Consider the following 13949-nt stretch of genomic DNA (forward strand, 5'->3'; position numbering starts at 1 on the left):
CCGACAAACGTTCGAAACGCGGCCCGAATCCTTCGGGTGCCGTTCGCGCGCGTCGCGTGATCTGAACCATAGCGACGTTCTGCGCGCTTGAACATTGATTTCTGTCAATCTGGTTAGACAGATTGTCTGTAAACCCGCGTAGACACATCCCTAGCGGTCGGCCACGACCACCCGGCAATCGGTCGCCCCGGGATGGGCCCCGCAGGCCGACAGGGCCGATGCAGCCGCCCCCGCCCCCTTTTGCACGGCCCATTTCCCCGTCATGGGCGAGATCGCCAGCGCCTTTTCCCCGCCACCGCGGCCGTATTCCTTGCGCAGTCCCGCCGTCGCCGCGGCGCTGAGGGTCAGGGGCCGGTCCGTCCAGCCCTTCGGCACCACCTCGGCCGCGATCACGCAGGGCTTGCCCCCCTTGCGGACCGAATCGCACTGCGCCAGGGCGGCGCGGCGGGCCGAGGCCACATCGTGAAAGTTGGTCGCCGCAAGCGTGGCGTTGGACACCAGCCCCTCTGACGGGGCCACGGCGATGGCGGCGTAGTAGGCCTGCCGCTTCCCGGCGAAGACCAGCGCCTTGCGATCCTGTTCGGACAGGAAGTCATAGGGAACGATCCGGACCTCGACCTTCTTGGTCCCGAATACCAGCTTCCGGGCGGTCTTTCCGTCCACCGGCTCTGCCCCGGCCACGCTGGCAAGGCAAAGCGCAAGCGCGGCCCCTGCTGCTCCGATCCGTTTCATCGCATCCCTTCCGTTCTTTTCATCCCGGTCAAAGCCTACCCTGCCGGCATCCCCGTCGCCACCCCTCTGGACGGCCCGGTTCGGGCTGCTAGGCTTTCCCACAACCCGACACTGACGGAGCCCCCAAGATGACCCTCGATCCCGTGCTGAGCCGAATCGATGCCGATCTGCCGCAAGCCCTCGACCGGCTGATGGCGCTCTTGCGCATCCCCTCGATCTCGACCGACCCGATGCATGCCGCCGATTGCGCAAAGGCCGCGGACTGGCTGGCCGAGGATCTGCGGGCCATCGGCTTTGACGCCGCGCCCCATGTCACCCCCGGCCATCCGATGGTGGTGGGCAAGGGCGGCGACACCGGGCCGAACCTGCTGTTTTACGGCCATTACGACGTGCAGCCCGTCGATCCGCTGGACCTTTGGGATCGCGACCCGTTCGACCCGGCGCTGGAGGACACGCCGGCGGGCAAGGTGATCCGCGCCCGCGGCGCCTCTGACGACAAGGGCCAGTTGATGACCGTTGTGGAGGCCTGCCGGGCTTGGAAGGCGGTAAACGGCACCCTGCCCGCCCGCATCACCATGTTCTTCGAGGGGGAGGAGGAATCGGGCTCGCCCTCTCTCGTGCCGTTCCTGAAGGACAATGCGGGGATGCTGACCTCCGACATCGCGCTGATCTGCGACACGGGGCTGTTCGACGCGAAAACCCCCGCCATCGTCACCATGCTGCGCGGGCTTCTGGGGGAAGAGGTCACGATTACCGGCCCCGATCTGGACCTGCATTCGGGCATGTATGGCGGCGCGGCGATGAACCCGATCCGCGCGCTTGCCGGGATCATCGCGGCCCTGCATGACGACACGGGCCGGATCACCGTTCCCGGCTTTTATGACGGCGTGCCCGAATTGCCCAAGGCGGTGGCCGCCCAATGGCAGGGTCTGGGCTTCGATGCCGGCGAATTTCTTGGTGCCGTGGGGCTGTCGACCCCGGCGGGCGAGCAGGATCGCAGCGCGCTGGAAATGATCTGGTCGCGTCCCACCTGCGAGGTCAACGGGATCACCGGCGGCTATACCGGCGCGGGCTTCAAGACCGTGCTGCCGTCGAAGGCCAGCGCCAAGATCAGCTTCCGCCTTGTCGGCCAGCAGGACCCGCTAAAGATTCGCGAGGCCTTTCGCGCCATGGTCCGGGAGATGCTGCCGCCCGATTGCACCGCCGAATTCGCCGATCACGGCGCCTCCCCCGCCGCGCAGATGGCCATCGGCGACCCGGCCTTCGAAAAGGCGCGGCAGGCGCTGTCCGACGAATGGCCGAACCCCGCGGCCTATGTCGGCTGCGGCGGCTCGATCCCGGTGGCGGGCTATTTCAAGGAGGTACTGGGGATGGATTCGATGCTGATCGGCTTTGGCCGCGACAACGACGCGATTCACTCCCCGAACGAGAAATACGACGTGGAGAGTTTCCACAAGGGCATCCGAAGCTGGGCAAGGATCCTGGCGGCGCTGGCGGGCTGAGCCCCGGCGCGGGCCCGTGGAAACTCTACGCGGGCTCCGCCCGTTCGCCGCGCGAAGGCGCCCCCGGCGCCTTCACAAGAATCGCGGCTCACTCCACAAGGGCATCAGAAGCTGGGCGCGAATCCTGGCGTCGATGGCGGGCTGAGCCCAAGCGCGGGTCCGTTGATGCCAGATGCGAAGGTGCCTGATGCACCTTCGCAGGAAGCGCCGTTCTACAGGCTTTGATAACAGGCTTACGGGGTATGAAATCCCGCGAGCCCGCCGAAAGGTGTGGAGAGCACCGACCGGTGACCGCCTCAGTCTGCTTTCGCAACGCGGCGCTCCCCACGGATGAAAGGCCCGGAGGCTACTTTCCTTTACGCGACGCCAAACGGGCCATGCCTGCGACCCCGCAGACAAGAAGAAGACCAGAGGCAGGAACCGGGACGGTCGGCGCGGTCAAGGTCCCCGGCGCCTCGAACTTGGCGAAAAGCCAGTTGTACGGCGAAACCGAATGGTCAAAGTCAAGTTCCCCGGAGAAATCGGCAAAGCGCATCCAGGGGGCATCGCTGGTGTCATGACCGACTTGTTCGGCATAGAACCTGTCGATCGTCACGGTGTGTACCAGCCACAGAACCTCGGAGGTTCCGTCCGAGATTTCCGGGGTTGTGGGTTCGGCGTTCAGAACAGACATGATGGCATCTGCCGCGGCATCGGCGTCCGTCTCATTGCCCAGGAAGTGCGGGTCGCCGCCTCCATAGATGTCCAGATAGCTGCCGCCGACGAAATGCACATCATAAACGGATCCGTCGAACGAGAAATCCGTGATCCCAAGCGCATTTCCGGACATCGGGTTGTACAAGACGTCAGCCGAAGACGGCACGGCAAGTGCGGCAAATGCGGCAGCGGCAACCAGCCTGAAACGAAAGTCTTTTCTCATTATTTCCTCCTTGGGCGTTCATTCAGATTCGAATTGAACTGAACTGCATTTTTGGCCCGGCCCAGACCTCCTGCGGGAACGGGTTGACCCAAGGTAAGATACGCCTTGTCGAGACGTCCAGAAGATTCCTGAGAGAGGGGCGGCAGTTCACCTGTGGTCGTGAAGCAGGTGCGCGCTTTATCGGCTGACGACCATCCGGCCAACTTTGGCCATCAACAGAAGCCACGGCGCGCCATGCAGGCACAGATCGAAGAGATCGATGCCGCGGCGCAACTCTCCGGCCGCCAGCATCTTCAGCTTTTCCCAGATATGCGGCTCCGGCAGGAACGGGGCCAGCCCGATGCTCAGCGCCATGACCACGACCAGCGACAGGGGCAGTTCATCGAGAAAGCGGGACATGGATATTCCGGAAAACTTGGGGGGGAAAGTGGCGCGGTTGACGGGGCTCGAACCCGCGACCCCCGGCGTGACAGGCCGGTACTCTAACCAACTGAGCTACAACCGCGCATCGCATCGGGTTCGGTCTGGAAGGCGGTGGCGCGGTTGACGGGGCTCGAACCCGCGACCCCCGGCGTGACAGGCCGGTACTCTAACCAACTGAGCTACAACCGCAGCGCCTTCCGGGCTTGCCCGGCGTGAGGTGCCTTTTATGCGGCGGTGAAACCGGCGTCAAGCACCGACCGCCGCGAATTTCCGACCTTTCTCAATCCCCTTTCCATTGCGGGCCGTCCGCTCAGGACCACGGGCCCTTGCGTTCGGGCGCTCGCGCCGTTGCCCGCCCCGCCCAGGGACCGGCCGCCCCCTGTACCGGACCCCGCGCAGGCCGTGCCGCCGGCGTCGGCTTGCCGGCCATCGCCTCCAGCGCGGCAATGCGGTTTTCGGTGTTGGGGTGGGTGGAAAACAGGTTGTCGATCTTGTGCGCATGAAGCGGGTTGATGATGAACATATGCGCGGTGGCGGGGTTGCGCTCTGCCACGTGGTTGTCGATCCGCTCTGCCGCGGTCTGGATGCCGCGCAGGGCAGAGGCCAGCCACAGCGGATTGCCGCAGATCTCGGCCCCCACGCGGTCGGCCTCGTATTCCCGGGTGCGGCTGATCGCCATCTGCACCAGCCCCGCCGCCATCGGCGCCAGAATCGCCATCGCAAGCGTCCCGACAAACCCCATCTGGTTGTCGCGGTTGCCACCGAAGAACAGCGCGAAGTTCGCAATCGCGGAGATCGCCCCGGCGAAGGTCGCCGTCACGGTCATGATCGCGGTGTCGCGGTTCTTGATATGCGCCAGTTCATGGGCGACGACGCCGGCGATCTCTTCCCGGCTCAGACGTTGCAGCAGCCCCGTTGTGACGGCCACCGCCGCGTTTTCGGGGTTGCGGCCGGTGGCAAAGGCGTTCGGCTGGGGCTGATCGATGATATAGACCGCGGGCATCGGCATGTCGGCCCGGCGCACCAGCCCCGCCACCATGTCGTAAAGCCCGGTGCGGTCGCCGGGGCCGATGACCTGCGCATTATACATGCGCATCACCATCTTGTCGGATCCCCACCAGGTGAAGACGTTCATCCCCGCGGCAAAGACCAGCGCCAGCACCATGCCGGCACCACCACCGATCAGATAGCCAAGCCCCATGAACAGGGCTGTCATCGCCGCCATCAGCATTGCGGTTTTCATGTAGGACATGCCCAAGACCTCATTCTTTCACAGATACCTTGCAGGTGGGGACGTCGCCCCCCTTGCTTTGCCCTTCATATTGGGCGGCAGGGCTGCGCTGCCAAGAGTTTGGCCCCGACTGCCGTCGCTCTCATCCGCCCTGGAAGGCCCTTTCGCGGCATGTGCGTGTCGCCACGCGCGGATTGTCGGCTCAGGCGGAGGTGGTTGATGACGTCAGGCCCTGACCCCGCCGGTTTCAGCCCACTGTCGGCCCCGCATCGCAGCCCCGCCCCGCGGCGCGCATGATCGCAGCCACGCGCCCGAGACCGGGGTCGTTTGCGATTTCGGCAGGTCCCTTGCCCAGCCGCCTGCGCCAGTTCGGGTGGCTGTCGACGGTGCCGGGCAGGTTGGGCTGGTCGGCAAGGCCCAGCACATCCTCGGCCTGCACGGCCACCAACCGGGCGGGCGACTGCGCCAATAGCGCGTGCATCGCATCGGCGCCCGTGTCCCCAGCGTGCCCGGCAAGGGCCGCAACGTCCCGTCCGCGCGCGTCCTGCATCGCCGCGGCGCTGGCGACCTCGATATGGCCAAGCCGGACGTGCCAGCCGATATCGGCCCCGGCCGTCCATCCGGCGAAGGGCGGCAGGTCATGGGTGCCGAAACTGGCCAGCACCGCCTCGGGCCAATGCCCCGTATCGGGGGAGAACATCGCAAGGCGACAGCCCATGATCCCCGCCCCCGCAAGCGCTGCCTGCAGGCCGTCGGGCACCACGCCCAGATCCTCGCCCACCAAGGCGGCGCCGGCACCGGCGGCCTCGATCCGGGCGACGGCCAAGAGCGCCTCCCGCGGCATCGCGACATAGGCGCCGGGGCCGTCCTGCGGCACCCAGAAGGCGCGGTCGAACCCGAGAATATGGTCGATCCTCAGAAGCCCCGCGAATTTCAGTTGTGCGCGCAAGGTCTCTGCCAGCGGCCGGAACCCGCGTGCGGCCAAGGCTGCGGGGATCATCGGCGCCAGGTTCCACGCCTGCCCCTGCGGCGCGAAGGCATCGGGCGGCGCGCCAAGCGAGACGCCCTGCGCAAAAAGCCCCGGGTCGGCCCATGTCTCCGCCCCTGCGGGATGGGTGCCCACGGCGAGATCAAGGTAGAGCCCCTGTGCCATGCCCACAGCGCGCCCGGCCTCTGCCACCGCGGCCAGTTGCGCCTCGGCCCGGAATTGCAGCCAGGCGTGGAAGGCAACGTCTTGTAGATGCTCTGCCGCAAAACGGGCGACGGCCGCAGAGTCGGGGGAGTGCAGATCGGCGGGCCAGTCGGTCCAGTAGGGGCCGTGGCGATCCGCCAGTGCCTGATGGATCGCGAAGCGCTGCAAGTCTGGCCCACCGGCCTTCCGAAACGCGTCCAGCGCCACGGCGTCCTCGGGTGTCAGCGCCGCGAAGGCCGCCCTCAGGCAGGCCAGCCGCGCCGCGACGGCGGGTGGATACTCCACCAGTTCAGCCCCCGGCACGCGCCCCTCCCCCGCACAGGCGATATGCGCCACGCTGAACCGGCGGCGGCTGGAGGGCGAATAGGGGCTGATCGCGCCGGGGTCGGTCGGAAACCCCGCGTGGATCGGATTTATCCCGACGAACCCGGCGCCTTGCGCGCCGATACCGGACACCACGGCCCGCAGGTCGTCATAATCGCCCAAGCCCCCCGTCGCGGCATCGCGCAGGCCATAAAGCGGCAGGGTCACCCCCCAGCCACGGGACGGCAGCGGCAGCGATGCGGGGGCAGCCAAAAGCGTGGTCTCATGCCCCGCCATGGTCAGGCGATGCAGCCCAAGCGGCAGGGGCGGCAGGGCAAGGTCCTCCCCTGCCCGTCCCTCGGCGACGCTGCCGTCCTCCAGTTCCAGTCGCCAGTCGTCACCCGTCTTGGGGGCAAGCCGCGGCGCTGTTCCGGCCTCGATCACCAGCCAGTCCGGCAGGGGCCGGGCCGCCTCGGCGGCCTTCATGGCCTCCAACGTCTCGGCCGGTGGTGCGTCGGCCAAGCCCATCGCGGACAAGAGGCACCGGGTGACCTCTGGTGTGGTTTCGTGCCATGCGCCCGTCAGGTCGCGATAGCCCGGCAGGATCCCGGCATGCCGCGACAGCGCCGCCAGCGCATCGCTCACAGAACATGCTCCAGCACCAGAACGGCAACGGCGTGGGCGGGCATTTCAAGGTGGTCGGCCACCGGGATCGGCGGCTGACCGGGGCGCGATGTCTCGACATGCAGGCTCCATCCCTGCCCGGCGGGCGCCTCGGGGATGACCACCGTTGTTGCCTCGCCCGCGTTGAACACGGCGAACAGGGCATATTCCAGCGCACCATAGGCCGGCGTGCCAGAGGCCGTGCGCAACTCCACCGTCAGCAGGCGCAGATCCGGGTCTTCCCAATCGGCGCGACGCATAGGGTTGCCGTCGGCGCGCCGCCAGAACAGATCCTCGATATGGTCGATGGCCCGTTCGCGGGAATGCAGGAACATCTGCTGACGCAGGATCGGATGTTCCCGGCGGAAGGCGATCATCTCGGCGGTGAAGGCCAGAAATGCATCATCCACCGCCTGCCAGTCGATCCACGAGGTCGCGTTATCCTGGCAATAGGCGTTGTTGTTGCCCTGCTGCGAATTGCCCAACTCGTCACCGGCAAGGATCATCGGCGTCCCCTGGCTGAGCAGCAGCGTAGCCATCATGTTGCGCCGCCGCTGCGCCCGGGCCGCCCGGATCGCGCTGTCGGTGGTCGGCCCCTCGACCCCCATGTTGTCGGAGTAATTGGCGTTGTGACCGTCGCGCCCGCCCTCGCCATTGGCGTCGTTATGCTTTTGGTTGTAGCTGACGACATCGGTCAGCGTGAACCCGTCATGGGCGGTCAGGAAATTGACCGAACTGGTCGCGGGACGCCCCGAATGGTCGAATTGCGGGGCAGAGCCCACCAACCGCCCGGCCAGATCGGGCACACGGCCCGGTTCTTCCCGCCAGAACCGGCGCACACCGTCCCGGAACCTGTCATTCCATTCCAGAAACGGCGCGGGGAACGCCCCAAGCTGATACCCGCCGGGGCCGATATCCCAAGGCTCCGCGATCAGTTTGACGCGGGACAGGACCGGGTCCTGCCGCACGGCCTGAAAGAACGCGGCCCGCTGGTCAAAGCCCGCCTGGGTGCGCCCCAGCGTGGCGGCCAGATCGAAGCGGAAGCCGTCCACATGCATCACCTCCACCCAATAGCGCAGGCTGTCCATGATCAGCCGCAGCACCATCGGATGACCGGCATTGACCGTGTTTCCGGTGCCGGTGTCGTTGATGTAGTAACGCCGGTCCTCGGGCAGCAGGCGGTAATAGCTGGCATTGTCCAGCCCGCGGAAGGACAGCGTCGGGCCGAATTCGTTGCCCTCGCAGGTATGGTTGTAGACCACGTCGAGGATCACCTCGATCCCCGCGGCGTGCAGCCGCGAAACCATTCGCTGGAACTCGGCAATATCGCCGGTTTCCATATAGCGCGGCTCTGGCGCGAAGAAGCCGAGCGTCTGGTAGCCCCAGTAGTTGGTCAGCCCCTTTTCAACAAGGAACCGGTCGTTCAGGAACGCCTGCACCGGCAAAAGCTCGATCGCGGTGATGCCCAGCCGGTCGTAATGTTCCAGCATCGGGTCAGAGGCGAGCGCGCGGAAGGTGCCGGGCGACGGCACGCGCGGGTGCCGGGCGGTCAGACCCTTTACATGCGCCTCGTAGATCACGGTGTCGGTCAGCGCGGTGTCGGGCGCCCTGTCGTCCCCCCAGTCAAAGCTTGGGGCCACGACCACGGCGCGCGGCATGTAGGGCGCGCTGTCGCGCCGGTCAAAGCTGAGATCCTGCCGCGGCGTGTCGACCTCGTACCCCATCAGCGCATCATGCCAGACCGGATGGCCGGTCAGACGGCGGGCATAGGGATCAAGCAACAGCTTGTTGGGGTTGAAGCGGTGCCCCTGGTCGGGCCGGTAGGGGCCATAGGCGCGCAGCCCGTAATGCTGCCCGGGCACCAGCCCCTCGACATAACCGTGCCAGACATGGTGGGTGCGCTCGGGGAAATCGAGCCGGGCAACCTCCTCGCCCGTCCTGTCGTCGAACAGGCACAGCACCATGCGGCTTGCGTTTTCGGAAAAGACGGCAAAGTTGACGCCGTCGCCGTCGAAACTGGCACCCAGCGGATCGGGCCGCCCGGCGGTCATCATCGTGGGGATCGTCATGTTGCGGGCAGAATCCCCCGGTAAAGCGCGGCATACTCGGCCGCGGACTGGGCCCAGCCGAACGGGGCCCGCATGCCGTTGCGCTGAAGCTGCGCGTAGATTTTCGGTTGGTAATAAAGATCGCAGAACCGGTCGAGGGCCGCCGAAAGCGCCCCGGCCGAAACGGGCGCGAACTGCACGCCGGTAGCCACACCGGCATTCAGCGCCGCGGGGTTGGCGTCGATCACCGTATCGGCCAGCCCGCCGGTCCGGGCGACCACGGGCACGGTGCCGTATCTCAGCCCGTAAAGCTGCGTCAGGCCGCAGGGTTCGAACCGCGACGGCACGATGATCCCGTCGCCGCCCGCCATCATCCGGTGCGAGAGCGGTTCGTCATAGCCGATGCGCACCGCGACCTCGGGGTGGTTGTCGGCGGCCCGTAGCCAAGCCGCCTCCAGCCCTGCATCGCCGGACCCCAGCATCGCCAGACGCCCGCCCCGGGCCAGAAGCGTCGGCATCGCCTGCAACAGCAGGTCGAGCCCCTTTTGCGCCGTCATCCGCGAGACAACGATGCAAAGCGGCCCGTCGCCCTGCGGCAGGCCCATCTCCTCGACCAGGGCCTTCTTCGCCTTGATCTTGCCGCGAGGCTGTTTGAACGGGGAAATATGGGGGTCGGTCGCAGGGTCCCAGACCGTTTCGTCAATGCCGTTCAGCACGCCCACAAGGTCCCCCCCGCGGGAGCGGATCACGCCATCAAGCCCCTCACCGAAATCGGGGGTCGTCAATTCGCGGGCATAGGTCGGGCTGACGGTGGTCACCTTCCACGCATAGACCAGCCCGGCCTTGAGCGCGGAGATCTGGCCGTAGAACTCCATCCCGTCGGGCTGAAACGCCCAGACCGGCAGGGCAAGCGCCGACAGCCGATCCGCCGGCGTGATGCCCCGAAAGGCGATGTTGTGCACGGTCATCACCGTTGGGCGGTCCACCCCGCGGGCCTTCAAATAGACCGGCGTCAGCCCGGCCTGCCAGTCGTGGCAATGAACCACATCGGGTTGCCAGTCGCCGGCCCCCTCTGCCCCGATCTGCGCGCCCATCCACGAAAGCGCGGCAAAGCGGACATCGTTGTCGGGCCAGTCCTTGCCGACGAGATCGACATAAGGCCCGCCATCGCGGTTATAGAGATGCGGCGCATCGAGGATATAGACCGACAGCCCGCCTGCCTGCCCGGCCAACACCTGTGCCGGCCCGCCGAACAGGTCGGGCGCATCCCAGACCGTTTCGGTCGCACGCACCGCCGACAGAACCGCCGGGTAGCCCGGCAGCAGGACGCGCATGTCGACATCCTCCGTAGCCAGCGCGCCGGGCAAGGCGCCCACCACATCGGCCAGACCGCCGGTCTTGACCAGCGGCACGCATTCGGAGGCGACCGACAGGACGCGGATCATCCGGCGGCCCTCCGGTCCAGCATCTTCTGGGTGATCAGGGTGATCCCGTTGTCGCTTACGCGGAACCATTTGGCGTCTTCCTCCGGATCCTCGCCCACGACCAGACCTTGCGGAATGATCACGCCGCGGTCGATGACGACATTCTTCAGCCGGGCATGCCGCCCGACCTCCACGTAGGGCAGGACCACCGCATGATCGAGCACCGAGTAGGAGTTGGTGTGCACCTTGGTGAAAAGGAGCGAGTTGCGCACCTCTGTCCCCGAGATGATGCAGCCCCCCGACACCATGGACGACACGGCAGACCCGCGGCGGTCTTCCTCGTCATGGACGAATTTCGCGGGCGGCACCGATTCCGAATAGGTCCAGATCGGCCAGTTGGTGTCCCACAGGTTCAGGTCGGGCGTGAAGTCGGTCAGGTCGATATTGGCCTTCCAGAACGCATCCACCGTTCCGACGTCGCGCCAATAGGCGGGGGCGTCTTCGCGGTCCTTCACGCAGGAATCGGTGAAGCGGTGGGCCATCGCCTTGCCGGTCTTGACGATGTGGGGGATCAGGTCGCCGCCGAAATCGTGGCTGGAATTGGGGTCCTCGGCATCCCGGATCAGCAGATCGCGCAGGAATTTCCAGTCGAAGACGTAGATGCCCATCGAGGCCAGGCACATCGTCGGGTCGGACGGCATGGTCGGGGGATCGGCCGGCTTTTCGACGAAATCGGTGATCCGATCGGTTTCGTCCACGGCCATCACGCCAAAGGCGCTCGCCTCCTCCTTTGCAACGGTCAGGCAGCCCACGGTCACGTCCGCGCCGTTTGCCACATGCTGGCGCAGCATGATCTCGTAATCCATCTTGTAGATGTGGTCGCCCGCCAGGATCAGGACGTAGTCGACGCCGTAGCTGTCGACGATGTCGATATTCTGGGTCACCGCATCGGCCGTGCCCAGATACCATTTGTTCTCTGCCACCCGCTGCGATGCGGGCAGGATGTCGAGATATTCGTTCCGCTCCGCGCGGAAGAAGTTCCAGCCGCGCTGGCAATGGCGGATCAGGCTGTGGGCCTTGTATTGCGTCGCCACCGCCATCTTGCGGATGCCGGAATTCAGCGCGTTGGACAGGGCGAAATCGACGATCCGGGTCTTGCCGCCGAAATAGACCGCGGGCTTTGCGCGGCTGTCCGTCAATTCCCTAAGCCGGCTGCCCCTACCACCTGCAAGCACGAATGCCATGCTGCGGCTGGACAGCCGACTGTAACGCATTTCCATGAGAACTCCCCCTCTCGATCACGCCTCCTCCGGCATGAGATAAAGCACCGAAAGCGGCGGAAGCGTCACCTCGGCCGACGCGGGCATGGCCTGATGCGGGGTATCCGTGGCCGTGATGCCCCCCATATTGCCGCGATTGCCACCGCCATAGATCGCAGCATCGGTATTCAGCGTCTCGCGCCAGCGCCCGGCCCGCGGCAGGCCAAGGCGATAGCCGGGCCGTTCGACAGGGGTCAGGTTGGCGATGACGACCACCGGCGGATCGTCCGGCCCGCCCTTGCGCTGCCAGGCATAGACCGAGATGTCGCCGGCATTGGCCTCGATCCACTGAAAGCCGTCGCCCTCGCAATCCTTGACATGGAGCGCGGGTGTGGCCCGGTAGAAGGTGTTCAGATCGCGCACCAGCCGCTGAACCCCGGCATGCCACTGGGCGCCCAGAACGCCCCAGTCCAACTGCCCGGCCGCGTCCCATTCGGCGCGCTGGGCGAATTCCTGCCCCATGAACAGAAGCTTCTTGCCCGGATGGCCCCACATGAAGCCGTAATAGGCGCGCAGGTTGGCGAACTGCTCCCAATCGGGGCCGGGCATCTTCGACAGCATGCTGCCCTTGCCGTGCACGACCTCGTCATGGCTGATCGGCAGGATGAAGTTTTCCGAAAACGCGTAAAGCAGCCCGAAGGTCAACTGGTGGTGGTGGAACTTCCGGTGGACCGGTTCACGCGCGAAATAGTCGAGCGTGTCGTTCATCCAGCCCATGTTCCATTTGTAACCGAAGCCAAGGCCCCCGGTATCCACGGGCTGTGACACGCCGGGGAAAGACGTGCTTTCCTCGGCCACGGTCATGATCCCCGGCACCTCGCCATAGGTGACCGTGTTCATGGTCTGCAGCATGGCGATGGCTTCAAGGTTTTCGCGCCCGCCGTGGCGGTTGGGAATCCACTCCCCTTCCTTCCGGGAATAGTCGCGGTAGAGCATCGAGGCCACGGCATCCACGCGCAGCCCGTCGATATGGTATTCCTCCAGCCAGAAGAGCGCGTTGGAGTAGAGGAAGTTCGCAACCTCGGTCCGGCCGTAATTGTAGATCAGCGTGTTCCAGTCGTGGTGGAACCCCTCGCGCGGGTCGGCATGTTCGTAAAGCGCGGTGCCGTCAAACTGGCCCAGCCCGTGCGCATCGGTCGGGAAATGCGCTGGCACCCAGTCAAGGATCACGCCCAGCCCCTTGCGGTGGGCCGCGTCGATCAGGTCGCGGAATTCGTGCGGCGGCCCGTGGCGGATCGTGGGCGCAAACAACCCCACCGGCTGATAGCCCCATGAGCCGTCGAACGGGTGTTCGGAAAGCGGCAGAAACTCGATATGCGTGAAGCCCATGTCAGCGACATAGTCGACCAACTCCTCTGCCGCTTCCTTATAGGATAGCGGGCGGTTGCCCTCTTGCGCGATGCGCTTCCAGCTTCCCAGATGCACCTCGTAGACCGAGATCGGCGCGGTGCGGGCGTTGCACCCCGTGCGGCTGTCCATCCAGTCGGTGTCATGCCAGCCATAGCCGGAGATATCGCGCACCACGCTCGCCGTCCTCGGCGGATGTTCGGCGCCGAAACCCACCGGGTCAGCCTTCAGCGGCAGGACATTGCCGCCCTGCCCCAGGATCTCGTACTTGTAGCACTCACCCTCGACGATGCCGGGCAGGAACAACTCCCACACGCCGGTGGTGCCCCGCCGCCGCATCGGATGGCGCCGCCCGTCCCAGTTGTTGAACGGACCGACGACCGATACACGCAGCGCGTTCGGCGCCCAGACGGCGAAATGGGTGCCCTGCACCCCCTCATGCGTCAGGGTATGGGCACCCAGAACCTGCCACAGACGGCGATGGGTGCCTTCGCCCAGAAGGTATTCGTCCATCTCGCCGATGACCGGGCCAAAGCGGTAGGGATCTTCGAAATCCCAGGACGTGCCAGCGCCATCGGTCGCTGACAGCGTATAGGCCCCCTGCCCCGGAACCGGACCCGAAAACAGGTCCGGCGCGTCGGCATGGCGCGTCAGGGCGATACACTCCTTGCCGACGACCGCGTGCAGCGCTGCCAGCCCGGGCAGAAACGCCACCACATGGCGCACACCTTCCAAGACATGCGGCCCCAGAACCGCAAACGGGTCGTCATGGGTGCCCTCCTGCAGACGCCGCGCATCAGAGGGAGACGGAAAGGCCGTTTGGGTCGTCGGGGTCGCTGTCATGCC

The 13949-nt window shown here is 66.0% G+C and carries 10 protein-coding genes and 2 tRNA genes; 1 reads left to right on the forward strand and 11 read right to left on the reverse strand.

All coding sequences use genetic code 11. The features are described from left to right. Nucleotides 1-150: 150 nt before the first annotated feature. Complete coding sequence (locus RGUI_RS01355) at nucleotides 151-732, reverse strand: hypothetical protein (RefSeq protein ID WP_081531410.1); 582 nt, start codon at nucleotides 730-732, stop codon at nucleotides 151-153. Nucleotides 733-860: 128 nt separating this feature from the next. Between RGUI_RS01355 and RGUI_RS01360 the strand changes: the two genes are divergently transcribed. After that, complete coding sequence (locus RGUI_RS01360; protein WP_081531411.1) at nucleotides 861-2234, forward strand: M20/M25/M40 family metallo-hydrolase; 1374 nt, start codon at nucleotides 861-863, stop codon at nucleotides 2232-2234. A gap of 346 nt (nucleotides 2235-2580) precedes the next feature. On the opposite strand, the gene RGUI_RS01365 is transcribed toward RGUI_RS01360, so the two are convergent. The 10 genes from RGUI_RS01365 to glgB form a co-directional block, all read right to left on the reverse strand. Next, nucleotides 2581-3153 carry a VPLPA-CTERM sorting domain-containing protein gene (locus RGUI_RS01365; protein ID WP_081531412.1) on the reverse strand — a complete coding sequence of 191 codons (573 nt, stop codon included), beginning with the start codon at nucleotides 3151-3153 and terminating at the stop codon, nucleotides 2581-2583. Nucleotides 3154-3330: 177 nt separating this feature from the next. After that, nucleotides 3331-3552, reverse strand: coding sequence for an RND transporter (locus RGUI_RS01370; protein ID WP_081531413.1), 222 nt, complete (start codon nucleotides 3550-3552; stop codon nucleotides 3331-3333). Between the two features lie 29 nt (nucleotides 3553-3581). Beyond that, nucleotides 3582-3658: transfer RNA gene (locus RGUI_RS01375), tRNA-Asp, on the reverse strand. Nucleotides 3659-3688: 30 nt separating this feature from the next. Then, a tRNA-Asp gene (locus RGUI_RS01380) sits at nucleotides 3689-3765 on the reverse strand. A 121-nt stretch (nucleotides 3766-3886) separates the two neighbouring features. After that, on the reverse strand, nucleotides 3887-4828 hold the full coding sequence (gene htpX, locus RGUI_RS01385) for a zinc metalloprotease HtpX (protein ID WP_081531414.1): 942 nt from the start codon (nucleotides 4826-4828) through the stop codon (nucleotides 3887-3889). A gap of 226 nt (nucleotides 4829-5054) precedes the next feature. Further along, nucleotides 5055-6947 carry a 4-alpha-glucanotransferase gene (locus RGUI_RS01390; RefSeq protein ID WP_081531415.1) on the reverse strand — a complete coding sequence of 631 codons (1893 nt, stop codon included), beginning with the start codon at nucleotides 6945-6947 and terminating at the stop codon, nucleotides 5055-5057. Beyond that, nucleotides 6944-9034: a glycogen debranching protein GlgX gene (gene glgX / locus RGUI_RS01395; RefSeq protein ID WP_081531416.1), complete on the reverse strand. Its 2091-nt coding sequence runs from the start codon at nucleotides 9032-9034 to the stop codon at nucleotides 6944-6946. Before glgX ends, RGUI_RS01390 begins: the two co-directional genes overlap by 4 nt. Further along, nucleotides 9031-10458, reverse strand: coding sequence for a glycogen synthase GlgA (glgA, locus tag RGUI_RS01400; protein WP_081531417.1), 1428 nt, complete (start codon nucleotides 10456-10458; stop codon nucleotides 9031-9033). The genes glgX and glgA overlap by 4 nt, the downstream gene beginning before the upstream one ends. Then, nucleotides 10455-11717, reverse strand: a complete 1263-nt coding sequence (glgC, locus tag RGUI_RS01405; protein WP_371587092.1) for a glucose-1-phosphate adenylyltransferase — start codon at nucleotides 11715-11717, stop codon at nucleotides 10455-10457. Before glgC ends, glgA begins: the two co-directional genes overlap by 4 nt. 18 nt (nucleotides 11718-11735) lie before the next feature. Continuing rightward, entirely contained in the window at nucleotides 11736-13946 is a 2211-nt protein-coding gene (gene glgB / locus RGUI_RS01410) for a 1,4-alpha-glucan branching protein GlgB (protein ID WP_081531418.1), read from the reverse strand. Nucleotides 13947-13949: the final 3 nt, after the last annotated feature.

Origin of the sequence: Rhodovulum sp. P5, from assembly GCF_002079305.1 — a bacterium.
Taxonomy (GTDB): Bacteria; Pseudomonadota; Alphaproteobacteria; order Rhodobacterales; family Rhodobacteraceae; genus Rhodovulum.

Excerpts from the sequence above, each read along its gene's own strand:
- RGUI_RS01365 (WP_081531412.1), bottom strand. The coding sequence starts at position 3,153 with ATGAGAAAAGACTTTCGTTTCAGGCTGGTTGCCGCTGCCGCATTTGCC.
- RGUI_RS01360 (WP_081531411.1), top strand. The coding sequence starts at position 861 with ATGACCCTCGATCCCGTGCTGAGCCGAATCGATGCCGATCTGCCGCAA.
- glgB (WP_081531418.1), bottom strand. The coding sequence starts at position 13,946 with ATGACAGCGACCCCGACGACCCAAACGGCCTTTCCGTCTCCCTCTGAT.
- RGUI_RS01370 (WP_081531413.1), bottom strand. The coding sequence starts at position 3,552 with ATGTCCCGCTTTCTCGATGAACTGCCCCTGTCGCTGGTCGTGGTCATG.
- htpX (WP_081531414.1), bottom strand. The coding sequence starts at position 4,828 with ATGTCCTACATGAAAACCGCAATGCTGATGGCGGCGATGACAGCCCTG.
- RGUI_RS01355 (WP_081531410.1), bottom strand. The coding sequence starts at position 732 with ATGAAACGGATCGGAGCAGCAGGGGCCGCGCTTGCGCTTTGCCTTGCC.
- glgC (WP_371587092.1), bottom strand. The coding sequence starts at position 11,717 with ATGGAAATGCGTTACAGTCGGCTGTCCAGCCGCAGCATGGCATTCGTG.
- glgX (WP_081531416.1), bottom strand. The coding sequence starts at position 9,034 with ATGACGATCCCCACGATGATGACCGCCGGGCGGCCCGATCCGCTGGGT.
- glgA (WP_081531417.1), bottom strand. The coding sequence starts at position 10,458 with ATGATCCGCGTCCTGTCGGTCGCCTCCGAATGCGTGCCGCTGGTCAAG.